This is a genomic window from Paenarthrobacter nitroguajacolicus, from assembly GCF_031455195.1.
Lineage (GTDB): Bacteria > Actinomycetota > Actinomycetes > Actinomycetales > Micrococcaceae > Arthrobacter > Arthrobacter nitroguajacolicus_D.
Genome location: NZ_JAVDSH010000008.1, coordinates 186,256 through 208,104 on the forward strand (window position 1 = coordinate 186,256; position 21,849 = coordinate 208,104).

The window sequence follows — 21,849 nt, forward strand, 5'->3', positions numbered from 1 at the left end:
CGAACCAGCCCCAATCCAAAGGACCATGACAGTGCACGTGCTCATCGTCGAGGATGACGACGCCATGGCGTCGGCCTTGAGCGCTGCCGTCGCTTCGGCCGGACATACACACACCCGCGTGTCCCGCGGCGAGGATGCGCTGCTGGCCCACCGGGAACACCAGGTGGTCCTGCTGGACCTTGGCCTTCCGGATTTGGATGGCTTGGATGTGCTGCGCAAGCTGCGCCAAGTAACCAACATCCCCATCCTCATCCTGACGGCCCGGGATGACGAGCGGAGCGTGGTCCTGGGTCTCAGGTCCGGAGCAGACGACTACCTGGTCAAGCCCGTGAAGCTCGTGGAATTGCTTGCCAGGATCGAAGCCGTCACCCGGCGCACCAACCGCGGCGGCCAGGAAGCTCCGCACGCCATCGTCCTGGGCGAACTCGAGGTCGACCTCGACCGCCGCCTGGCCGCCGTCGGCCAACGGAAACTCGCCCTGACAGCAACCGAGTTCGACCTCCTCAGCCTCCTCGTCAGGAACGCGGGCTCGGTGGTGACCCGCGAGCAGATCCTGGACGCACTCTGGGGCGACGCGTTCGTGACACATTCCAGGTCCTTGGACGTGCACCTCACAGGCCTGCGGTCCAAGCTGCAGCTGCCCGGCTTCATCATCAACGTCCGGGGCGTTGGCTACCGGGTAGAGCAGCCGTGAAAGTCCGTGTTCTCAGCATCCTGAGCTTGCTGGTGGTCATCATCGTGGTGACGGTCTCCAGCGTGATCCTGACCTCGGCCAGCCGGGAGCTCACCCAGGAACTTCAGATCAACCGCGTCGCCGCCCTCAACCGCTTCGCGCAACTGGCCAGCGACGCCGCCCAAGACAAAGACACCAGTCAGTTGCAGCGCGAAATGGACCGCTACTCCGAGCTTTACGGCGAGGGAATCCTGATCCGCACACAGGAGGGAACCGTCCGTTCCGGCGGACTCAGCGAAGAGCGGCCCGACGTCCAGGACGCACTGAACCGGGCGAGCCTCAACCTCAGCGACACCACCCTGAACCCCATCAGTGCTTTCGGGACCGGCAACGACATCATTTCCAGGTCGTTCGGCACGGCCAGCCAAGTCCTCGGCGAGGCTGTTGTGGAAGTCAACCTCGATGCCGCCCGGCAAAAGCTGCGGGAGCGATGGCTGGTGGTCGGATTCGCGGCGCTGGCGTTGGCAGCTTTGCTCCTGCTCGCCGCAGCGCGAATCACCGGGTGGGTCCTGCGCCCGGTCAACCGGCTCAGCAGGGCAGTTCACGAGCTCGAAACCACGGGTAAAACAAGCCAACTTCCCGACGCCGGACCGCCCGAACTGCGCGAACTCAGCCGCTCCTTCACCGCCATGGCGGACACCGTGACGGAGAGTATGGAGTCCCAGCGCCGGCTGATCGCTGACACATCGCATCAACTTAGAAACCCTGTTGGGGCGCTTCGGCTGCGGATCGATTTGCTGCAGCTGGAACTCAAAGGGCAGCAGGAGAAGGCTGCGGCAGCTGGTGTTGTGGCGGAACTTGAGCGGGTTGAGGAAATGCTCGACGGCGTGCTGAAGCTGGCGACGGCGGAACACCGCGCCTTCGAGGGGTCTACCCGCCCGGACCAAGCCGCAGAGCACCAGCGGCAAGCCGTCATCGACCCCCTCCCCATCCTGCAGGGCGAAGTAGAACGGGCCGTACCTGCCGCTCAACGGGCGGGATCCCGGCTTACGCTAGAGGGCCCCGCACACGAAAACCAGATCAACTGCGACCCCGACGAACTTGCCCACATGGTGGGAGAACTCATTGCCAACGCCATCAAGTACGCCCCCGGAGCTACCATCACCGTGGCCACGCAGCAGACGGCAGGCGGAAGCGCCGTCGTAATTTCCGACGACGGTCCCGGCCTCCCAGCCGAGCAGCGTGCCGCTTCCACCACCAGGTTCTGGCGGGCCCCACAGCACAGCAAAATCCCTGGCAACGGTTTGGGCATGACCATCGTGGATCGGCTGGCCCAAGCAAACGGCGGCCGGCTCGTCATTGAGCCGCGCGAGCCGCATGGGCTGACGGCACGGCTCGAGTTTGCGAAACCGGAGGACGCGCAGGATGCCTGAGTCGAAGGTGATGCCCCGGCGGTCTGCACTTAAGGCCGGGCTGGCCGTGGGTGTGGCTGGTCTTTTCCTTCCCGCAACAGCAGCCTGCACCCCGGGCGAACGTCCCCGGAAACTGACGGTGGCCGGCGGTGAAGCTGGCGGCTTTTACCTGGAGTTCGCCACGCTGCTCGCGGCCTTGCTGCAAAAGGAAGGCGTGGCCGAAACGGCGGAGCCTGTAGTCACCGGTGGGAGCCTGGAGAACATCCGGCGGGTGGTGGCCGGGGAGGCGACGCTCGCCGTCGCGCTTGCGGACGCGGCCGCCCAGCAGTCGAGCCCCGGTGACCGGCCACCCCGACCCGCAGACCTTGTAGCTCTCGGCAAGGTCTACCAGAACTATGTCCACTGCATCGTGCGGAAGGACAGCGGCATCCGGAACTTTGCCGACCTCGCGGGGAAAACCGTGGGCGTGGGCGAAGTGGGGTCGGGGACATCCCTCACTGCTCCCAGGATCATCGAGGCCTCCAGCCTGTCATCCGCAAAAACCAGTCCCGCGCTCACCCAAGTGAACCTGGGGCTGAACCAAGGGCTCGCGGCGCTGCAGAACCGGACCATCGACGCTCTGTTCTGGTCCGGAGGCGTCCCCACCGCAGCCATCGCGTCCACTGCCAAGGACGTTGGCCTCCGCTTGGTGGACCTATCGGACCTCATCAACGCAACGCGCTCGCAGTTTGGACCGTTCTACGACCGCGTCCTTATTCCCGCCAACAGTTACGGTGACGCGCCCGCTGTGTGGACGGTCGGCGTCGCCAACCTCCTCCTCTGCCGCAGGGACCTTGCCGACCACGTTGTTCGTCAGACCGTGGAACTGCTGGTGGAACAAGCCCAGGACTTGGTTCCGAAGTCGAGCACCGGTGTGCAATTCCTCAGCCCGGAAACCCTGATCAACACCGCGGGCGTGCCCTTGCACCCTGCCGCGGAGGCGGCATACCGGACGCTGCACGGCTAGGCCGTTTAGGAGCGGGACCGGAGCAACTGCCAAAATGGAAACCATGACTTCAGCCGTTGCCCCTGCCATTGCCCTGACCATCGCCGGTTCCGAAGCGACCGGTGGCGCCGGCGCGCAAGCGGACCTCAAGACCTTCCAGGAACTCGGAGTGTTCGGCATCGCGAACCTCACGTGCATCGTTTCCTTCAACCCGCAGGACAACTGGAACCACCGCTTTGTGCCGGTGGACCAGCAGGTCATCGCGGATCAACTCGAAGCCACGACGGCGGCCTACGGTGCCGCTTCCGGCGCGCCTTCCGTTTTGGACACAGTGAAGATCGGCATGCTCGGCAGCCCGGCGACCATCAGCACGGTGGAAAAGGCGCTGACGGACGGCGCTTTCGCGAATGTGGTTTTGGATCCTGTTTTGATCTGCAAAGGCCAGGAGCCGGGCCACGCCCTGGACACCGACCAGGCACTGAAGGCCCAGATCCTGCCGCTGGCTACTTTCGTCACGCCGAACCACTTCGAAGCCGAGTCCTTGTCCGGGCTCACGATTACCGATGAAGAGTCCCTCAAGGCTGCTGCGATCCGCATCCACGAGATCAGCGGCGCAGCAGTCCTCGCCAAAGGCGGGGTGCGGCTGGAAGGCCCGGACGCCGTCGACGTCTATTACGACGGCGAGACCTTGGAAGTCCTGCGCGCTCCGAAAGTGGGCGATGTTGCTGTGTCAGGTGCGGGCTGCTCGTTGGCCGCGGCTGTGACCGCTGAGCTGGCTAAGGGCGCGACGCCGCTGGAAGCCGCACGCACTGCCAAGGCTTTCGTCACCGAAGGGATCAAGAACCGTGTGTCCTCCGGCGCTCCCTTTGACGCGCTGTGGCAGGGTGGGGCGTTGTCCTAGCTCCTATACGAAAGCAGCCGCCGCGGAGTGTTCCGAGGCGGCTGCTTTTCTTTGCGTGAGCTTTAGCGTGAGAGCTTGCCCATGAGTGAGGCGATGGGACGCAGGAACAGTGGGCGGGCAAGGAACCAGGCGGCTGCCGTGAAGACGATGGAGGCCGCGAAGATTCCGAAGCCCCACCAGCTGTAGTCGTTGTTGGACGCGTACATATGGTTCAAATTGTTTAGGGCGCCGGTGGCCAGCACCAGGGTCACGTGGACGATCACGAAGGCAACGAAGTAGATCATCACGGGGAAGTGGATCTTGCGGGCCAGCTCGATCGGGTAGTACTTGTTGATCGCAGCCTTCTTGGGCCATGCGCCGGACATCCGGATGCCGGTGATGATGGCCAGCGGCGCCGCAATGAAGACCGTGACGAAGTAGGTCAGGAGCTGAAGGCTGTTGTAGTTGTTCCAGCCATTTTCAACGGGCCAGTTCAGCGAGGCATACTGCAGGCCGGCGGAGACAGCGTTCGGGAAGACGTCCCAGTTGGTGGGGACGATCCGCAACCATTGACCGGTGGCGAAGAGCAACACGATGAAAATGATGCCATTCAAGACCCAGAGCGCATCCAGCGTCAGGTGGAACCAGAGGTCCAGGCTGATCTTGGTAGGCGGGTTCTTGGTTTTGATGAAGCCCTTGTTGTTCCTGGTCCAGTTGGCTGCCGGCCGCGTGGTGGTGCGCACCTGCCACCCCGAACGGATGATCAGGACAATGAAGAACATGTTCAGGAAGTGCTGCCAGCCAAGCCATGCGGGGAAGCCAGTAGGAGTGCCTTCAGGGATGGCCGAATGGCCGGGGTAGTCCGTCAAGAATTGCTGGACCGGCTGAAGGGTCCGGAGCCACTGTGCCACCAGAACCAGGATCAGTGCCACCACCAGAGCTCCTGCGGTGACGGCGACGGGTTTGAACCACCTGTTCGACGTGATCCCGGACGACTTGCTTGAAACGGACATCAGGCCGCGTTCCTCTCTGGCTTGTTTGGCTGCGACCAGTTGGCGCTATATAGCGATTCAACCAGTTGCAGCCCGACGGTGAAAACGGCACCCGGGTTTCGGGGCGTTCGACGTCAAAAATCGCAGCATTCGGATACATGCCGCAATGTGTATTTCTAGAACAGACTTCCAGAATTATTTCCCGTGCTTTAGTGGTCAGTCAAGGCTTGCGGCTGGCTATGTGGATTCTTTCGGGGATAGGATTCCAAAAAATAGCTGGTCGACACACCGGTGTCCGTTCTGCCCGCGGAAGGAGCCCTGCATGGTTCGCAAGACGTCCGAAGTTGCCAGTAACGCGGGCTCGTGGCAATGGACCCGCACGGCGGCCACCCAGCGCAACTTGTTGGACGCGGCGGCCGGGGTCTTCATCGAACACGGCTTTACCGATGCTGGCATTACTGACATCGTGGCCCGTGCCGGATCCAGTGTGGGCAGCCTGTACCACCACTTCGGCGGAAAGACCGAGCTCTTCCTCGCCCTCTGGAACGACTACCAGAACGAACACGAAAGACTCGTCGCAGCCGCCGTCGCGAAAGCGCGGAAAGACGGCGAGGACGATCCCCTGACACTGTTCAACGTGGGCAGCCGCAGCTACTTCGACTACGCCTGGAAGCACCGGGACTTGGAACGGGTGTTCATCGAGGGCGACACTCCCCCGGGCTTCGAATTGCTCAGGCGGGAACGGGGACGGGAATGGGTCCGGCAGAACTCGGTGCTCCTCGGCGCCAGCGACGACACCCTTGGCAGGCTCACAGTCGCGGTGATCACGGACATCGTGACGGTGTCGGGGCAGGAAGTTGCCCTGAGCGCCACCAAGCGTGAGGCCGACGCCGTGGTTGAAGCTGCGGCAGTGCTGGTCCGGAGACTGGTCGGATAGCTCCGTACCCACCCAAGCTGCGCCAAGCAAACTGTCCGCGAACCGCGAATCTTACGATGAGGCTGGGCGGCTCGGGACGCAGAGTTCGAGGCCTTGGTTCCTGGCAGCCTCGAATATCTTAGGTTGTGCCGCGCCGTGCTTGAAGCCGAGTCCATCTACCGTTCGCTCGACGATTCGCAAGTTTCGACTCGTTCGGGCCTCGAATGCGGGGTGAGCGAGCAGCGCCTCAGCGTGGCTATTGAGCAAGACTCCGTTATTGAGAAGCAGCTGTACGACCTCCGCTCGGGACCGACCGCCCACACGAACCACGAATCCCTCATCCTCTGCCTTGCTGATCATGCACCGATTCTCCAGCAATGCTGGCCGGAGAACGACTCACCTTCAGTGATTCGGCGTCTGCCGTTTGTTGGGCTGGCTTGACGGGCGATGTATCCGCTGCGCCAGGGCGTTCTCGATGCTGGCGCCTTCACCATTCCGGCGGATCGACGCGATCTTCAGGTTGGTGACTTCTTCTGTGCTGCGATGCCGGCACCGATCAGCCCACCTGCAGACAGCAGCAACAGTGCCGCTCCTGCCACCATGGCGATCTTGACAGGTACCGGGAATTCGATTGCCACCGCAACGCAGCAGATGACAACAGCAAGAGCGGCCACCCAAGCCGCAATAGCACCCAACATCTTTTTATCCACCGAATTACCTTAGTGACACAGGCCAGACAATTGTCAAACATGCCCGCGCCGGCGTAGCCGCAATGTGTGAGGATGCAGGTGGTCGCGCCCAGAAAGCACGGCTTTCACATTCGAAGGTTCTCAAGAGCCCACAATCAAGAACGCGGAACGCGAGAGAGCGTCCGCGCCAAACCGACGGGACGTGAGCGAGCGTCCGCGCCAAGCAGGCGGAACGTGAGCGAGCGACCGCCCCAAGCAGGCGGAACGTGAGAGAGCATCGGGAAAAAGCAGGCGGAACGTGAAGGAGCGTTGGGGGTCAGCGTTCGGAGTGCGCCGCCAGGAAGGAGTACACCTCGGTCTCGTCCACGCCGGGGAACGCTCCGGGAGGCATGGCGGCCAACAGGTGGGAGTGTGCTCGGGCGGAGGGCCACGCGTTGCCGGCCCACTCGTTCGCCAGCGAGGCAGGCGGCCTCTTGCAGCAGTTCGGGTCCGGGCAGTTGGACGTTGCACGGGCCGTGGTCTCCCGGCCCCGGAACCACTTGACGTGCTGGTACGGCACCCCGATGCTCAATGAAAACTCGCCGGCCGCGGACCGTTCAGTCCGTGCAGTGCACCAGTACGTGCCCGATGGAGTGTCCGTGTACTGGCTGTAAGCGCTGAACTTGTCCGGCACGTCGAACACCGCCCGAGAGGTCCATGCCTTGCACGACGGCTGCCCCTCAATCGCTCCCGTGTGGTCCTGCGGGAAGGTCACGCCGTCGTTCTCGTACGCCTTGTAGATGATGCCGGACTGGTGGGTCTTCTGGAAGTGCGTGGTGATGCCCAAGTGCTTCGTGGCCAGGTTGGTGAAACGGTGCGCGGCGGTCTCGTAGGACACGGCGAAGGCGTCGCGGATGTCCTCCACGGCAATTTCCTTGGCGGCCTTGGCCTTCTGGAGGAATTCGACCGTGGCCTGCTCCGGCAGCAGCAAAGCCGCGGCAAAGTAGTTGGTCGCAACGCGCTGGGCCAGGAAGTCCCCATAGTTCCGGGGCGTTTCATGCCCCAGGACGTAGTGTCCCAGCGCTTGGAGCAAAACAGATCGTGGATCGTGATCCTGCCGCTGGTTCTGCGTGAGATAAATTCTGCGGTTCTTCAAATCCGTCACCGAACGGGTGGAATGCGGCAAATCCCCTACGTGGTGCAGCGTGAAACCGAGGTTCTCGGCGATGTCCGCAATGACGTGCTGGCTCAGCGGACCGGTGGTGTAGCCGACCCCTTTGAGGACCTTCTGCGCTTCCGCCTCGTACTCGGGGAAATAGTTCCCGCGCTCGCGCATCATGGCACGCAACTCACCGTTGGCTCGGCGGGCCTCCTCCGGCGTCGCGGCTTGCTCATTGAGTTTGCGTTCGAGCTCCTGAAGCAGCCCCACCTGGGACTCCAGGACTTCCAGCGGAAGCCGCGAGCTGATGCGGATTTTCGGGAGATTCAGGGACTCGTACAGGGGGCCGCGCTGGTACCGTTCCAGTTCAATTTCCAACGCCGCCCGGCGACTCGGCGGCTCCGCCCCGAGCAGCTGATCGATGCTTACGTTGAGTGATGCGGCCAACTGCTGCAGCAGCCCCAACTTGGGTTCGCGCTTGCCGTTTTCGATCAGGCTCAGTTGGCTTGGTGCGGTCCCGACGGCAGCACTCAAGCCGTCCAGCGTCAGCCCCGCCTGCTTGCGCAGGTGCCGTACGCGGCGGCCCAGACTGATGACGTCCAGTTCCGGGGCCGCAGGGGACGACGATGGCGATGCTACTTCGCGATTCCAGCTAACAGGCGACATTTCTTGAGAATACGCGAAGAAGTGCATTTCTTTCCATAGTTTTCCTCTAGAAAGCCTATTGAAAGTGCAGAAAAGTAGGTCTTACGAAAAGGAAATACAGACCCCGGACAACCCGGCCGGTGCCGCAACGATGCAGCAGCGGCCGGGCCGGGCACCACCTAGGAGACAGAAATGACCGCTTCATTTGAACCAGCAGAGCAGAGTGCAGAGCAGCAGGCCGCAGCGCTGGAACTTGAATGGTCCGCCAACCCGCGTTGGGAAGGCGTCACCCGCGATTACTCGGCCACCGACGTCGTCCGCCTCCGCGGTCGCGTCTCCGAAGAGCACACCCTGGCCCGCCGCGGTTCGGAGAAGCTCTGGAAGCAGCTCACCGAGGAAGCTCCCACCGGCGGCTACACCAACGCGCTCGGCGCACTCACCGGCAACCAGGCCGTACAGCAGGTCAAGGCCGGCCTCCGCGCAATCTATCTCTCCGGCTGGCAGGTCGCCGCCGACGCCAACCTGTCGGGCCAGACCTACCCGGACCAGTCCCTGTACCCGGCCAACTCGGTGCCGCAGGTTGTCCGCCGCATCAACAACGCCCTGCTCCGCGCAGACCAGATCGAATACGCCGAGGGCGTCAAGACCGTCGAGGACTGGCTCGTCCCGATCGTCGCCGACGCCGAAGCCGGCTTCGGTGGCCCGCTCAACGCCTACGAACTCATGAAATCCATGATCACCGCAGGTGCCTCGGGCGTTCACTGGGAAGACCAGCTCGCATCCGAAAAGAAGTGCGGCCACCTGGGCGGCAAGGTCCTGATCCCCACCCAGCAGCACATCCGGACCCTCAACGCAGCCCGACTGGCAGCCGACGTCGCCGGTACCCCGACGGTTGTCATTGCCCGCACCGACGCCGAAGCAGCAACCCTGATCACCTCAGACGTTGACGAGCGCGACCAGGAATTCATCCTCCGCGAAGGTGGACAGCCTGTTCGCACCGCCGAGGGCTTCTACAAGGTCCGCAACGGCATCGAACCCTGCATCGCCCGTGCCAAGGCCTACGCACCGTACTCCGACCTTATCTGGATGGAGACGGGCACCCCGGACCTGGAACTGGCACGCAAGTTCGCCGAGTCGGTCAAGGCTGAGTTCCCGGACCAGATGCTCTCCTACAACTGCTCCCCGTCCTTCAACTGGCGCAAGCACCTGGACGACACGACCATCGCGAAGTTCCAGCGCGAACTTGGTGCCATGGGCTTCACGTTCCAGTTCATCACCCTGGCCGGCTTCCACGCCCTGAACTACTCGATGTTCGATCTCGCCCACGGCTACGCCCGTGAAGGCATGAGCGCCTACGTCGAGCTCCAGGAAAAGGAATTCGCCTCCGAATCCCGCGGCTACACCGCCACCAAGCACCAGCGCGAAGTCGGCACCGGCTACTTCGACGACATCGCAACTGCGCTCAACCCGAACGCATCCACTTTGGCCCTGGTGGGATCCACCGAAGAAGGCCAGTTCCACTAATCCCCAGCCGCCCCCTCCGCTCGCAAGCTCGCGAGGGAACCCGGCGGCCGTGGGCCCATTCCGCCCAAGGTGAGCTGTTCGCTTCGCTCACCGGAAGGCACGACGGCGATTGTCGCCTCCGCCCTGCGGAGCGGTAATGCTCTGCCTGCTATTCCCCACGTCCCGGTTTCGACCTCGCTGAGCGAGGACGGACCGGGACGCAGGGCCCCTTTTACGCAGGCTGCCGCATCACCGCACCTCCGGCCTCGTGGGCACCTCACGTAAGCACCGCCGTCGAACATTTGCTTCTCATAGGAGAGATTGACATGAACAGCTTCACTGACAACTTCACTATCAATGGAATCAATATCACCGCGCAGCCCATTTGCCGGCAGAACGAGGTTTTGACGCCGGATGCGCTTGAGTTCGTCGGCAAGCTGCACCGGGCTACGGCTGATCGTCGCCAGGAGCTGATGCAGGCGCGGCACGCACGGCGCAACCAGATCTCCAGTGGTCAGGATCCGCGTTTCCTGCCGGAGACCGAGGGCATCCGCAATGATCCGTCGTGGCGCGTGGCTCCCCCGGCTCCCGGGCTCGAGGATCGTCGCGTGGAGATCACGGGACCGGTGGACAAGAAGATGACCATCAACGCCCTGAACTCTGGTGCGAAGGTCTGGCTGGCGGACATGGAAGACTCGTCAACGCCGACGTGGCGGAACGTGATCCAGGGCCAGCTCAACCTGACGGATGCCTTGGAGCGCCGGATTGATTTCACGTCCCCCGAGGGCAAGGAATACAAGCTCAAGTCCGCCGAGGACCTGCCCACCATCGTGGTTCGTCCCCGTGGCTGGCACCTGCCGGAGAAGCACATGCTGATCGACGGCAAGCCGATCGCCGGCGGGATCGTGGACTTCGGCCTGTACTTCTTCCACAACGCCCGCCGACTGCTCGCCCAGGGTAAAGGCCCGTACTTCTACCTGCCCAAGATCGAGAACCACCTCGAAGCCCGGCTCTGGAACGACATCTTTGTGCTGGCGCAGGACCTGCTCGGCATCCCGCAGGGCACCATCCGCGCCACGGTGCTGATCGAAACCATCACGGCCGCGTTCGAAATGGAGGAGATCCTGTACGAACTGCGCGACCACGCGAGCGGTTTGAACGCCGGCCGCTGGGACTACATCTTCTCTCTGATCAAAAACTTCCGTACCCGCGGTCCGCGGTTCGTGCTCCCGGACCGCGGCCAGGTGACCATGACCCAGCCGTTCATGCGGGCCTACACCGAGCAGCTCGTCCGTGCTTGCCACCGGCGAGGTGCCATGGCCATTGGGGGCATGGCAGCTGCTGTCCCGAACCGCAAGGACGAGGCAGCCAATCAGGCATCGTTTGAGAAGGTTCGTGCCGACAAGACCCGCGAGGCCAATGACGGCTTCGACGGCTCCTGGGTAGCCCACCCTGACCTGGTGCCGGTGTGCCGAGAAGTTTTTGACTCAGTTCTCGGAGACCGCCCGAACCAGCTGGGCAAGTCCCGTGAGGACGTCACCCCCGATGACCGGGCCTTGATCGACATCGCCAGCACCGAGGGCACCATCACCGAGGGCGGGGTTCGCCTGAACATCGAGGTCGGCATCCGCTACATCGAATCCTGGCTGCGGGGTAACGGGGCAGTGGCCATTCACAACCTGATGGAAGATGCCGCCACCGCGGAGATCTCCCGGTCCCAGCTCTGGCAGTGGATCCACTCCCACGCGATCGTCGAGAACGGCGACATCATCACCCGCGAATGGGTGGAGGATCTGCTGGACGAGGAATTCGCCCGCCTGGAACGCTTCGACGGAGACCGCTTCGCTGACGCCCGCGCCATCTTCGAAGAAGTAACCCTGGCTGAGGAATTCCCCACCTTCCTGACCATCCCGGCCTACGCACGATTCCTCACCGAGGCCCGGGAAGAGGCCACGGAGGAAGAACTCGTCGCCGCCTAGGGAGGCACCACAAGCCCCGCGACACACGCCGCGGACACCACGCCCCGACGCTGGGCTGCCTGCACTCTTCGCAACAAGTGACCCCGATGGTCGGGGAGGCAGCCCAGCAACGGGGCTTCTCCATGTCCGGAGCGCACCCCACGTCGACGACTCGCTGCACGCAAGACGCTTCCTACCGTCTAATCCGCAGCAACCCATCGAAACGGGCACGCCAGAGCTAGCGTTGCCGGGCCACCCAGCGCACGGACAACGTGGTGCACACGCAGAACGTGAGCACGGAGCCGAGGATCACGAAGAGCGGAACAGTCCAGCCGTCCGAGGCACTGTGGACGTAGCCAACAATCGTGGGAGCCAAGGCGGCGAAGCAGTAACCCACACCCTGCACGACGGCGGACATCTTCCCTGCGGCCGCTTGGGAGTGTGCGAACTTGATGATGGCAATAAAGATGACCGTGATGCCGCCGCCCTGGGCAATACCGCCCATCGAAGACCACAGCCACCAGAACCCAGGCGCCAGTAACAGGCCCACGGGAACGGCCAGCCAGAGCGCGCTCAAGGTAACCGCCACCGTCGTCGTACTGGCGAAGCGGGCCAGGAGTGGCACGCCCAGGCCGCCAACAATCGCGAAGATCTGGAAGAGCGAGGAGCCGGCACCGGCTTCGGCTGTGCCCATGGCGAGCTCATCAGCGAGGAAACTGGGCAGCCACGCGGTGACACCGTAATAAGAGAAAGCTTGGCCCGCGAAGCCGAGTGTCAAGCCCACGGTCAGCCAGCGCACACCCGCTACGCGGCCCGCATCGGAAGCAACCGGCAAAGGAACAGCGGCCGGAACAAAAGCACGCCGCGCACCAACGGTGGGCACCCAAAAAACAATCGCGGCCAACGCCAACAGTGCACTCGCGGCCAGGGCTAGCCTCCAGCCCACCACCTCGGCAAGGGGCGCTGTAGCCACCGACGTGAGGAACGAGCCGATGTTCAGGGCAGCCGTGTAGACGCCCATGGCAGTGGCTTGGCGCCGGGGCGCGAAGTCGCGCCGGATGATGAGCGGCACGGCGATGTTGCCGATGGTGATGGCCACGCCAATGATGACCGTGCCGGCCATGACCAGGGCACCACCGCCGCTGGAGCGGATCACCACACCGGCCAATACCCCAAGCAGGGTGAGCATCACCGCGAACTCGGCTCCGAGGCGCCGCCCGGCCAACGAGGCCAAAGGGGATGCAAGGGAGAAGCAAAGCACGGGAATGCCGGTCAGCAGCCCGAGTTCCACCGGCGAGAACCCGAGGTCCTGCCGCAGGGAATCCACCACGGGCGCCACTGCGACGAAAGGCCCGCGCATGTTCAGGGCAATGAGCCCAATACAAGCGAGGATCAGCCAGCCGCGCGGGACTTTGGCAAGGAATTGGCTCATTGGACGCACCGGGAAGGGAAGAAAATAGACATTACTTTCATTGCTATCACGCCGCCACCCGGCGAACGGCACCCAACGGGGCTCAGCCTGCAGCTTGCAGCGTGGCTTCGATCACGGCCGGCGAAAGAACGTGTTGCGTGACCATTTGGCTGGCGCCCAGGATGGCTGCACGATCCCCGGCCATGGAGATACCGATGCGCAGGTGCGTGGTGGCGAGCGGCAAGGACCGCCGGTAGACCACTTCACGGATTCCGGCCACGAGGTGCTCGCCTGCCTCCCCCACGCTGCCGCCGATGATGATCATGGACGGGTTGAGCAGGTTGACCACGGTGGCCAGCACATCGCCAACGTCGCGCCCGGCCTGACGCAGCGCCTGGATGGCCTGCAGGTTTCCCTCGCCCACGAGCCGCAAAACGTCCCCGCCGGTGGCGGCTTCGAGCCCCTGGGCCTTGAGTTGACGGGCGACGGCGGGGCCTGAGGCCAGCGCTTCGAGGCAGCCGTGGTTGCCGCATCGGCAGAGGACGTCGTCGCCGCGCGGAACACGGACGTGGCCGAGGTCGCCGGCCGTGCCGTTGGCGCCGCGTTGCAGCTCACCGCTGCTGATGATGCCTGCACCGATGCCGGTGGCGACCTTGATGAACAGGAAGTTATCGTGGTCGGGCCAGAATGCGGTCCGTTCGCCGAGGGCCATGATGTTGACGTCGTTGTCCACCAAGACGGGAACGGGCAGCAGTCGCTGAACGTAAGTGACGACGTCGAATCCGTCCCAACCGGGCATGATGGGCGGCTTCACGGGCCGCCCGGTGGCATGCTCAACCGGCCCTGGCAATCCGATGCCCATTCCGGCGAGGTCTCCGAGCTCCCGCCCTGCCTCGGCGAGGAGCTCACGTCCCGCGGAAACCAAACGGCCCAGGACCACTTCGGGGCCGTCGGCGACTTCCTGGCCAAGCCGCCGCTCAGCGAGGATGCTGCCGCTGAGGTCGGTGACGGCAACAATCACGTGGGTCGCGCCGACGTCGACCGCCAGGACCACGCGCGCGGCGGGATTGAAGGCAAAGCGCGACGGCGGCCTGCCGCCGCTGGAACTCGCCTCCCCTGCTGGCCCGACAAGTCCGGAATTAATCAGGGCATCGATGCGGGAAGCAACTGTTGAACGGGCGAGCCCTGTGGTGACGGCAAGTTCGGCTCGGGTGCGGGCTTGGCCGTCGCGGAGAAGTTGGAACAGATCGCCAGCACGCGAAAGGTTGCCGGCCTCCACCACGGAGGCATTTCCGGCGTCGTTTGCGCTGGCTGAAGTCATGCCTTTAGTGAAGCACGATTGCTTATGCGTGTCATGCAGCAGAAGTATGTCGGCCTTATTTCAACTTTTGCTTGACGCTCGGCAAAAGTCCCCCTAGGTTGTGATGAGCAGCACATCAAGGCGATCGATACTCTCCATCTCCCCCATCGATTCACCTCCAGAAGTCCGCTTACGAAGAGGTAACTGAACTTGTCCAGCCACACAGACGCCACCCGCCCTTTGGGTGTTGGCATCCTCGGCGCCGGCCCGGTCACCCAGGCCATCCACTTGCCGTCCCTCGCCCGGCTCGGCGACATCCTCACCGTCCGCCACATCATGGACGTGGACCCTTCCGTCGCCGAGTCGGTCGCCGCCCGCGTCGGTGCCACCCACAGCACCAGCGTCGAAGCCCTCCTCAGCGATCCCGCGGTCGAGATTGTCGCCATCTGCAGCCCCCACCAGTTCCATGCCGAGCAGGTCATCGCCGCCTGCCGCGCCGGCAAGAAGGCCGTCCTCTGCGAGAAGCCCTTCGCCATGAACGCCGGGGAAGCGGCCCGGATCTCTGCGGTCAGCGCGGAAACGGGCGTGCCGATCATCGTCGGCGCCATGCACACCTTCGATCCAGGCTGGATTGCCGCCCAAGAGAACTGGGCCGACCTCCCCGAGACCACGCACACCATCCGGTCCTCGATCGTCCTCCCACCCAACGCCCGGTTCGAGGACTTCGCCACGGAGATCATCACCCGCCCCGCCAACGGCACGCCCGACTACTCGGACCCTGAGGTCATCAAAGGCGCACTCCGCGGCGGCATCATGGGCCTGGCCATCCACGACCTCCCGCTGATCCGCCGGTTCACCCCGGATTTCAAGGACATCGAGGTGCTCGAGGCACGCCACGTCCGCCCCTTCGGCTACGTCATCTCGCTGCGCACTCCCACGCGGACCATCGAACTCCGCGCGGCCATGAACAACACATGGAAGCCGGAATGGAGCTTTGAAGCCATCTCCGACGAGGCTGCCCTGCACATCGACTTCACACCGTCGTACGTGCAGGCCGGTTCCGCCACAAGCACCTTGACGCAGGGCACCAGGACCACAGTGCTCGGCCCCTTCGATCACAACGGCTACGAAGGCGAGTGGCGCGAACTCGCAGCTCTCGCCACGGGGACGAAGCAGCCGCCCACCGCGCAAACCCTGATTGACGACCTCACCTTCGCGTTGGACATCGCCGACGCCACGGTAGCCACCCTCGAGACGCAGCACTCCGTTGCCGAAGGAATCCGCGCATGAGCCACAAGTACACAGTCAGGTCCGCGCCGGAGGCCCACGGAGCCGGTGCCGTGGCGTTGGTGGTCGCGTCCCTTCCCGAATCGTTCGGTCCCGCTGCCGAAGCGAAAGCCAACGTGCACGTCATTGCCGGCCGGCCAGGATGGACCGCTGTGGCGGTCACTGCCATCGACGGCGGTGCGCGCGGCATCGTGGTGGTCAACCCGGCACCGGAAAACACCGACTCCCTCGAGGCGGCTGCCGGACCCAGCAACACCGCAGTGGTCCTGGACCAGCGCTGGGCATCCAACCCTGCAATGCCCGCAGCCGAGGACGCAGTCCGCTCCCTCGCCGGACGTGCCGCGATGCTCGACACCGTCGCAACCGCCCCGGCCGGCACCAACTCCGGTGAGCTGCTGGCGGACCATCTTGCCGCCGTCGTGCGCGTCACCGGTCCGTTGGGCAAGCTACGGACCGTGGGCCTCGGCGCTACCGGCTACACGGTGTCCGCGACGCTGGCCAATGGCGCTCCAGTGGCCTTGCAGGGCGTGCTGACCGACGCCCGGCCCGCGTCCCTGCAGCTCAGCATGCTGACTGACGACGGCGGCGTCGACCTCACGTTGCCCGAACCGTCCGCGGCGTGGCCGGCCACGGTCAAGGTCACCGGCCCGCACGGCGAACTGCTTCTGCCCACCCTGTTCGAATCCGCCCACCGCGCCACGTGGCGCCGGCTCAAGGAACACCTCGACGCCGGCACCGTCCCCTCAGATCTGCGCCACTTCGCCGAACTGACCGAATCCGTTTCCAACCTCACCTGAACCACCGCAACACAAAGCAGTACCAGCCATTCAGTATCCGTTTGCCCTACTCAAAGTTGAGCTGGACCGGCGTATCGACGCGGACTCCGCGTTGCCGGTCCCGAAAGGAATCACTATGAATGTTCAGTCCACAGCCAACAAAGCATTCTCCCGCCGCGGCTTTCTCGGCCTGACCGCCGCCGCGGCCTCAGTTCCGCTCCTCGCCGCCTGCGGAGGCGGCTCAGCCAGCCAGGGCGGCGGTGGCGGCGGTGCGGGTGGCACCATCAAGTTCTGGGATATGCCGTGGGCAACACCGGCCTACAACGATTCCGCCAAGAAGATCGCTGAGGGCTTCTCCGGCGCCAACAACGCCAAGGCCAACTACCAGATCATCCAGTGGAACAACTTCTACCAGACGTTCTCCTCGGCCATCGCGTCCAAAACCGGTCCGGCTGTTTCCACCGGTGGCGGCTTCCAGGCATTCCAGTTTGATCAGCAGGGTCAGATCGCCTACGCAGACAAAGTCATCGAGAAGATGAAGTCCAACGGCCAGTTCGACGATTTCCTGCCCGGAGTGCTCGATCCGTTCAAGTCGGACAAGGGCTACGTCGCGGTACCTTGGCAGCTGGACATGCGCGTGTTCTGGTACCGCAAGTCGCTGTTCGAGAAAGCCGGAGTGTCGCTCCCCACCGACTGGCCATCCCTGCTCGAAGCCGGCAAGGCACTGAAGAAGGTTGGCGCGTTTGGCTTCGCCACAGGCGCCGGTTCGGGCAACAACTACGGCAACCACTCCATGATCATGATGATGGTCAACAACGGCGGCGGCGTCTGGAACAAGGCCGGCGAACTGGACCTCCTCAACGACCGCAACGTCGAAGCCATGGAATTCGTCCTGGAACTCGTCTCCAATGGCATCATCGATCCAGCTGCGGTCAGCTACACCACGGACAACATGTCGGCACAGTGGAAGGACGGCAAGGCGGGATTCGGCCTCTTCCAGGTCAACGTTCCCCAGCGGGTGGGCGACACGTCCGGCGACCTGCTGGTGGCCGACCCCATCACCGGCCCGCACGGCGACAAAGCCACCATCGTGTTCCCGAACAACATCATGATGTACAAGAACACCCCTTCCCAGGACGCCTCCGAAGAGTTCCTCGTCTACTACATGGGCCAGCTCAAGGAACTGTGGAAGCAGAAGCTCATGTCCGCACTTCCGGTCTTCAAGTCGATCACGGAAACGCCCGAGTTCGCCAATGATCCCAACAACGTCAAGATCGTCAAGGACTGGCAGCCCATCGCCAAGACGTTCGCCTCCCAGGGCAGCACCCTCAACGCCAACCTCGCAGCCCTCGACGGCGGCCAGGCCCTCAACCAGTTCAGCCAGTCCATCCTCACCGGCCAGGCAAAGGACGCAAAGAGCGCCCTGCAGACGTTCCAGTCCGGCCTCGAATCCGTCCTGAAGAAGTAGAACGGATCCAGCCATGACATCCACCACCGCACCTTCGGGCTTGTCCCGGGCCCGCCGGGGGCTCGCCCCCGGCGGGCCGGGGGCCTCCCCTGGTAAACGCAAGAGCAAACTGAGCGCGCAAACCACCAAGACCTTCTTCTGGCTCCTGTTGCCGTCCGTGGTCCTGCTGGTCCTGATCCACGGCTATCCGCTGATCCACGCCGCGGTGCAGGCCACCCACGACGGCGACCTGCTCCAGACGGGAAACTTCGTTGGTGGGGAAAACTTCGCCAACGTCCTGTCCTCGCCGGCGTTCTGGAAGGCTGCACAGTTCACCCTGTGGTTCACGATTGTTGGCGTGTTCGGCTCTTGGCTTGTTGGCCTGGGACTGGCCCTGCTGCTGCGGACCAAAATCCCCGCAGGCAATACCTTCAAGGTCCTGTTGCTCCTGCCGTGGGTGGTGCCGATTGTGGTCTCCTCCACCGCGTGGAACTGGCTGGTTGCCACACCTGACAGCCTGATCCCCTCGATCTTCCGGGGCCTCGGCCTGGGAACCCCACTGTTCCTGGCCGACCCAACCCTCGCGTCCATCACTGTCATGGTGTTCAAGGTCTGGGTTTCCTTCCCCTTCATGATGATGATGATCTCCGCGGCCCTGGCCTCGGTGGACACCACCGTCTACGAAGCCGCGAGCATGGATGGTGCCAGCCGTTGGCAGCAATTCACCCAAATCACCTTGCCGCTGATCGCCCGCTCCACGTACATCTCGTGGATCCTCATGACGATCTTCTGCGTCAATGACTTCCCCACCATCTACCTCCTCACCGGCGGTGGGCCGGTCAGCGCCACCACCTCGCTGGTGGTTCTGGCCTACCGTACCGTCTTCCAGGACTTCGCCACCGGCCCAGGCGTTGCCATCGCCTTCCTCATGACCATGACCCTGGTTGTCATCTCCGTCATCCTGTACCGCCAGATCCGAAAGTCGAGCGTCGAATAATGAGCGCTGTACTCCACGCCCACCCCGAATCCGGCCCGGCCCTCGGCATCAGCGAAACGGGCAAAACCCGCCGGGTCCTCTCCGAAGCCGGCATGCGCGGACGCTGGTGGCGGTTTGTCCTGATCCTGGCCATCACCGTGATCGTCCTGGTTCCCATCATGGTCACCGTGGTCCTGGCGTTCACACCAGGCCCCAACAGCACCGCGACCGGGTTCACCTTCGAAAACCTGGCCAACGTCTTCAACGGAACACTGGCTGCGACGTGGCTGCAGAACAGCCTGGTCACCACGCTCTCCACCGTTGTGGTGTCCGTAGCCGTGGCAGCGCCTGCCGGCTATGTCCTCTCCCGCGGGCGGTCCAAGGCAGTCTCCGGCTACTCGCTGCTCCTGTTCGTCATGCAGTCCCTACCGATCATCACCTCGGTGGTTCCGCTGTTCATCCTCTTCGCAGGGATGGGATTGGTGGACAACCTGCTGGGCATCACCATCATCTACGTCGGTTCCACCATGACCGTGGCAACCTGGATGATGGCCGCGTACTTCGATTCGATCCCCATCAGCCTTGAAGAAGCATCGTGGATCGATGGGTGCTCGGTCTTCGGGTCCTTCACCAAAGTGGTGCTGCGCAACTCCTTGCCGGGCATCCTCTCCACGGCAATTTTCGCTTTCCTGCTCGCATGGAACGACTACCTCGTGGCAATCGTCTTCCTCCGCTCCAATGAGATCTTCACCCTCCCCATGGGCGTCCAATCCTTCTTCCAGCAGAACGCCACAGACTGGACCTCCGTGATGGCGCTGGCCGTCGTCATGATGCTTCCCCCGATCATCGTCTTCGCCACGTTGAACAAGTACTTCAGCGTTGGCGGAATCGGTGGCTCCCTCGCCGGGCGCTAACTAGACTGGCGCCAACGCCTGAATTCCCTGCATAAACCACTCCCGCAAAGGAAAACAATGTCGTACTCACTCCAGCTGTACACCCTCCGCAATGCCATCCAGGAGGACCTGCCTGGAACCATCAAAAAGGTCGCCGAGATCGGTTTCACGCAGGTTGAGCCGTACAACTTCGTGGCCACCGCAGCCGAGCTCGGGGCTGCCCTGAAGGAAAACGGCCTGACCGCTCCTTCAGGACACGCACCGCTTCTGTCGGCCGACCAGGATGAAATCTTCGCCGCCGCCAAGGAACTGGGCATCACCACCGTGATCGACCCGTTCCTCCCGGCTGAACACTGGCAGGACGCGGAAACCATCCAGGGTACGGCGGCCAAGCTCAACGCCGCGGCCAAGAAGGGTGCTGAGTACGGCATCCGCGTGGGCTACCACAACCACGCATGGGAACTGGAGTCCACCATCGAGGGCAAGACCGCGTTGGAGTACTTCGAGGGCCTGTTGGATCCGGAACTCGTCCTCGAGGTGGACACCTACTGGGTTGCTGTGGGCGGCCAAGACCCCGTGGAACTCCTGGCCCGGCTCGGTGACCGCGTGAAGCTGATCCACATCAAGGACGGCCCGGGCAACACCGACACCAAGGCCCAGCAGCCGGCAGGCCAAGGCACCATCCCCGTGCTGGACGTCATCGCCGCGGCGAAGTCCTTGGAAGTTGGCGTCGTTGAGTTCGACGACTACTCAGGCGACATCTTCCAGGGCATCACGGAATCGCTCGCATTCCTCAACGCAGAATCGGCAGGTGCCAAGGCATGAGCTTCACACCTTCCACCCGCAAAGGCGCCGTAGGCGTAGCAGTCATCGGTGCGGGCAACATCAGCAAGCAGTACCTGGACAACCTCACCACCTTCCCGGACGTCAAGGTCCTGGTGATCGCCGACCTGTTCGAAGAGGCGGCCAAGGCACGCGCCGAGGAATACGGGATCCCCGAGTGGGGTGCCCCGGAGCTGGCGCTGAACCATCCCGACGTCGAAATCATCGTGAACCTGACCATCCCTGCAGCTCACGTCGAGGTGGCGACGGCGGCGGTCAACGCCGGCAAGCACGTCTGGACCGAGAAGCCCTTCTCCCTGGACCGCGAGTCCGGTCTTGGCCTGCTCAAGGCAGCCGATGCCGCGGGCATCCGCCTGGGCACCGCACCGGACACGTTCCTTGGTGCGGGCCTGCAGACCGCGCGACGGATTATCGAGCGCGGTGATATCGGCACGCCGCTGACCGGCATGACCACGTTCCAGACCCCCGGTCCGGAATCCTGGCACCCGAACCCTGCGTTCCTGTTCCAGCACGGCGCCGGTCCCTTGTTCGACATGGGCCCGTACTACCTGACCGCACTGATCCAGACCTTCGGATCGATCCGCAAGGTGGCCGCCGTCGGCTCCTCCGCGAAGGCGACCCGCGTGATCGGTTCCGGTCCAAAGGCCGGCGAGGAATTCGCCGTCGAGGTCCCCACGCACGTTTCGGCAATGGCTCAGTTCGAGGGCGGCCAGTCCTCACACAGTGTGTTCTCCTTTGAGTCGCCGCGCCAACGCATGGGCTTCGTGGAGATCACCGGCTCGGAGGCGACGCTCTCGCTGCCGGACCCGAACTATTTCGACGGCGACCTGAAGCTCTGGCGTCCGGGCGCGGAAGAACCAGAGATCATCGCCGCGACCGGGCCCGCCAATGGCCGGGGGCTCGGCGTGCTGGACATGGCCCGCGCCCTGCGAGCCGGCACCCCGCACCGTGCCACTGGGGACCTCGCCTACCACGTGCTGGACAGCATGGTCTCAATCGCCGAATCCGTGGAGTCGGGCTCGTTCGTGGATGTCACCAGCAACGCACCCACCTCGGCCGCCCTGCCCGAGGACTGGGCACCGGAAACCGCAACACTCTAGAAATCCGCAGCGAAACCAGCGAGGA

At 63.7% G+C, this 21,849-nt stretch carries 20 protein-coding genes; 15 read left to right on the top strand and 5 right to left on the bottom strand.

Features of this window, described 5'->3' with window-relative positions:
- Positions 1–31 precede the first annotated feature (31 nt).
- From J2Y68_RS16920 to J2Y68_RS16935, 4 genes are read left to right on the top strand one after another with little or no spacing between them, the layout of a single operon-like run.
- On the top strand, positions 32–694 hold the full coding sequence (locus tag J2Y68_RS16920) for a response regulator transcription factor (RefSeq protein ID WP_309995063.1): 663 nt from the start codon (positions 32–34) through the stop codon (positions 692–694).
- Positions 691–2,106: a sensor histidine kinase gene (locus tag J2Y68_RS16925; protein ID WP_309994985.1), complete on the top strand. Its 1,416-nt coding sequence runs from the start codon at positions 691–693 to the stop codon at positions 2,104–2,106. The genes J2Y68_RS16920 and J2Y68_RS16925 overlap by 4 nt, the downstream gene beginning before the upstream one ends.
- Positions 2,099–3,091 carry a TAXI family TRAP transporter solute-binding subunit gene (locus J2Y68_RS16930; RefSeq protein ID WP_309994987.1) on the top strand — a complete coding sequence of 331 codons (993 nt, stop codon included), beginning with the start codon at positions 2,099–2,101 and terminating at the stop codon, positions 3,089–3,091. The genes J2Y68_RS16925 and J2Y68_RS16930 overlap by 8 nt, the downstream gene beginning before the upstream one ends.
- 43 nt (positions 3,092–3,134) lie before the next feature.
- Entirely contained in the window at positions 3,135–3,971 is an 837-nt protein-coding gene (locus J2Y68_RS16935; RefSeq protein WP_374111535.1) for a hydroxymethylpyrimidine/phosphomethylpyrimidine kinase, read from the top strand.
- A 62-nt stretch (positions 3,972–4,033) separates the two neighbouring features.
- Here the strand turns inward: J2Y68_RS16935 and J2Y68_RS16940 are convergent, their stop codons facing one another.
- Positions 4,034–4,963: a cytochrome b/b6 domain-containing protein gene (locus J2Y68_RS16940; RefSeq protein ID WP_309994990.1), complete on the bottom strand. Its 930-nt coding sequence runs from the start codon at positions 4,961–4,963 to the stop codon at positions 4,034–4,036.
- A gap of 301 nt (positions 4,964–5,264) precedes the next feature.
- Between J2Y68_RS16940 and J2Y68_RS16945 the strand changes: the two genes are divergently transcribed.
- The gene (locus J2Y68_RS16945) at positions 5,265–5,879 is read left to right on the top strand and encodes a TetR/AcrR family transcriptional regulator (protein WP_309994992.1); all 615 of its coding nucleotides are present in this window, start codon (positions 5,265–5,267) and stop codon (positions 5,877–5,879) included.
- 135 nt (positions 5,880–6,014) lie between these two features.
- Positions 6,015–6,299, top strand: coding sequence for a hypothetical protein (locus J2Y68_RS16950; RefSeq protein ID WP_309994995.1), 285 nt, complete (start codon positions 6,015–6,017; stop codon positions 6,297–6,299).
- A 74-nt stretch (positions 6,300–6,373) separates the two neighbouring features.
- On the opposite strand, the gene J2Y68_RS16955 is transcribed toward J2Y68_RS16950, so the two are convergent.
- Together J2Y68_RS16955 and J2Y68_RS16960 are read right to left on the bottom strand one after the other, a co-directional pair.
- A complete protein-coding gene (locus tag J2Y68_RS16955) occupies positions 6,374–6,568 on the bottom strand; it encodes a hypothetical protein (RefSeq protein ID WP_309994997.1) in 195 nt (64 codons plus the stop codon).
- A 295-nt stretch (positions 6,569–6,863) separates the two neighbouring features.
- Complete coding sequence (locus tag J2Y68_RS16960) at positions 6,864–8,378, bottom strand: helix-turn-helix domain-containing protein (protein ID WP_309994998.1); 1,515 nt, start codon at positions 8,376–8,378, stop codon at positions 6,864–6,866.
- A gap of 144 nt (positions 8,379–8,522) precedes the next feature.
- Between J2Y68_RS16960 and aceA the strand changes: the two genes are divergently transcribed.
- Both aceA and aceB read left to right on the top strand, forming a co-directional pair.
- Complete coding sequence (gene aceA, locus J2Y68_RS16965; protein WP_309995001.1) at positions 8,523–9,854, top strand: isocitrate lyase; 1,332 nt, start codon at positions 8,523–8,525, stop codon at positions 9,852–9,854.
- A 305-nt stretch (positions 9,855–10,159) separates the two neighbouring features.
- The gene (aceB, locus tag J2Y68_RS16970) at positions 10,160–11,812 is read left to right on the top strand and encodes a malate synthase A (RefSeq protein ID WP_309995003.1); all 1,653 of its coding nucleotides are present in this window, start codon (positions 10,160–10,162) and stop codon (positions 11,810–11,812) included.
- 217 nt (positions 11,813–12,029) lie between these two features.
- Here the strand turns inward: aceB and J2Y68_RS16975 are convergent, their stop codons facing one another.
- Both J2Y68_RS16975 and J2Y68_RS16980 read right to left on the bottom strand, forming a co-directional pair.
- Positions 12,030–13,223, bottom strand: a complete 1,194-nt coding sequence (locus J2Y68_RS16975; RefSeq protein WP_309995005.1) for an MFS transporter — start codon at positions 13,221–13,223, stop codon at positions 12,030–12,032.
- 82 nt (positions 13,224–13,305) lie between these two features.
- Positions 13,306–14,523 carry an ROK family transcriptional regulator gene (locus tag J2Y68_RS16980; protein WP_309995007.1) on the bottom strand — a complete coding sequence of 406 codons (1,218 nt, stop codon included), beginning with the start codon at positions 14,521–14,523 and terminating at the stop codon, positions 13,306–13,308.
- Between the two features lie 189 nt (positions 14,524–14,712).
- Here J2Y68_RS16980 and J2Y68_RS16985 point away from each other — a divergent pair, with 189 nt between their 5' ends.
- The 7 genes from J2Y68_RS16985 to J2Y68_RS17015 all read left to right on the top strand — a co-directional run bounded on the left by J2Y68_RS16985 (position 14,713) and on the right by J2Y68_RS17015 (position 21,824).
- Positions 14,713–15,792 carry a Gfo/Idh/MocA family oxidoreductase gene (locus J2Y68_RS16985; protein ID WP_309995009.1) on the top strand — a complete coding sequence of 360 codons (1,080 nt, stop codon included), beginning with the start codon at positions 14,713–14,715 and terminating at the stop codon, positions 15,790–15,792.
- Positions 15,789–16,586 carry a hypothetical protein gene (locus tag J2Y68_RS16990; RefSeq protein WP_309995011.1) on the top strand — a complete coding sequence of 266 codons (798 nt, stop codon included), beginning with the start codon at positions 15,789–15,791 and terminating at the stop codon, positions 16,584–16,586. Before J2Y68_RS16985 ends, J2Y68_RS16990 begins: the two co-directional genes overlap by 4 nt.
- A 115-nt stretch (positions 16,587–16,701) precedes the next feature.
- On the top strand, positions 16,702–18,033 hold the full coding sequence (locus J2Y68_RS16995; protein ID WP_309995013.1) for an ABC transporter substrate-binding protein: 1,332 nt from the start codon (positions 16,702–16,704) through the stop codon (positions 18,031–18,033).
- Between the two features lie 13 nt (positions 18,034–18,046).
- Positions 18,047–19,009 (top strand): carbohydrate ABC transporter permease, encoded by a 963-nt coding sequence (locus tag J2Y68_RS17000; protein WP_211713774.1) that lies wholly within the window; start codon positions 18,047–18,049, stop codon positions 19,007–19,009.
- Entirely contained in the window at positions 19,009–19,902 is an 894-nt protein-coding gene (locus J2Y68_RS17005) for a carbohydrate ABC transporter permease (RefSeq protein WP_211713775.1), read from the top strand. The genes J2Y68_RS17000 and J2Y68_RS17005 overlap by 1 nt, the downstream gene beginning before the upstream one ends.
- A 57-nt stretch (positions 19,903–19,959) precedes the next feature.
- Positions 19,960–20,706, top strand: a complete 747-nt coding sequence (locus J2Y68_RS17010; RefSeq protein WP_309995017.1) for a sugar phosphate isomerase/epimerase family protein — start codon at positions 19,960–19,962, stop codon at positions 20,704–20,706.
- The gene (locus J2Y68_RS17015; protein ID WP_211713777.1) at positions 20,703–21,824 is read left to right on the top strand and encodes a Gfo/Idh/MocA family protein; all 1,122 of its coding nucleotides are present in this window, start codon (positions 20,703–20,705) and stop codon (positions 21,822–21,824) included. The genes J2Y68_RS17010 and J2Y68_RS17015 overlap by 4 nt, the downstream gene beginning before the upstream one ends.
- Positions 21,825–21,849 lie beyond the last annotated feature (25 nt).

Coding starts and splice junctions, on each gene's coding strand:
- J2Y68_RS16995 (WP_309995013.1), top strand. CDS start 16,702: ATGAATGTTCAGTCCACAGCCAACAAAGCATTCTCCCGCCGCGGCTTT.
- J2Y68_RS17005 (WP_211713775.1), top strand. CDS start 19,009: ATGAGCGCTGTACTCCACGCCCACCCCGAATCCGGCCCGGCCCTCGGC.
- J2Y68_RS16975 (WP_309995005.1), bottom strand. CDS start 13,223: ATGAGCCAATTCCTTGCCAAAGTCCCGCGCGGCTGGCTGATCCTCGCT.
- J2Y68_RS17015 (WP_211713777.1), top strand. CDS start 20,703: ATGAGCTTCACACCTTCCACCCGCAAAGGCGCCGTAGGCGTAGCAGTC.
- J2Y68_RS16945 (WP_309994992.1), top strand. CDS start 5,265: ATGGTTCGCAAGACGTCCGAAGTTGCCAGTAACGCGGGCTCGTGGCAA.
- aceA (WP_309995001.1), top strand. CDS start 8,523: ATGACCGCTTCATTTGAACCAGCAGAGCAGAGTGCAGAGCAGCAGGCC.
- J2Y68_RS16940 (WP_309994990.1), bottom strand. CDS start 4,963: ATGTCCGTTTCAAGCAAGTCGTCCGGGATCACGTCGAACAGGTGGTTC.
- aceB (WP_309995003.1), top strand. CDS start 10,160: ATGAACAGCTTCACTGACAACTTCACTATCAATGGAATCAATATCACC.
- J2Y68_RS16930 (WP_309994987.1), top strand. CDS start 2,099: ATGCCTGAGTCGAAGGTGATGCCCCGGCGGTCTGCACTTAAGGCCGGG.
- J2Y68_RS17010 (WP_309995017.1), top strand. CDS start 19,960: ATGTCGTACTCACTCCAGCTGTACACCCTCCGCAATGCCATCCAGGAG.
- J2Y68_RS17000 (WP_211713774.1), top strand. CDS start 18,047: ATGACATCCACCACCGCACCTTCGGGCTTGTCCCGGGCCCGCCGGGGG.
- J2Y68_RS16960 (WP_309994998.1), bottom strand. CDS start 8,378: ATGCACTTCTTCGCGTATTCTCAAGAAATGTCGCCTGTTAGCTGGAAT.
- J2Y68_RS16990 (WP_309995011.1), top strand. CDS start 15,789: ATGAGCCACAAGTACACAGTCAGGTCCGCGCCGGAGGCCCACGGAGCC.
- J2Y68_RS16935 (WP_374111535.1), top strand. CDS start 3,135: ATGACTTCAGCCGTTGCCCCTGCCATTGCCCTGACCATCGCCGGTTCC.
- J2Y68_RS16980 (WP_309995007.1), bottom strand. CDS start 14,523: ATGACTTCAGCCAGCGCAAACGACGCCGGAAATGCCTCCGTGGTGGAG.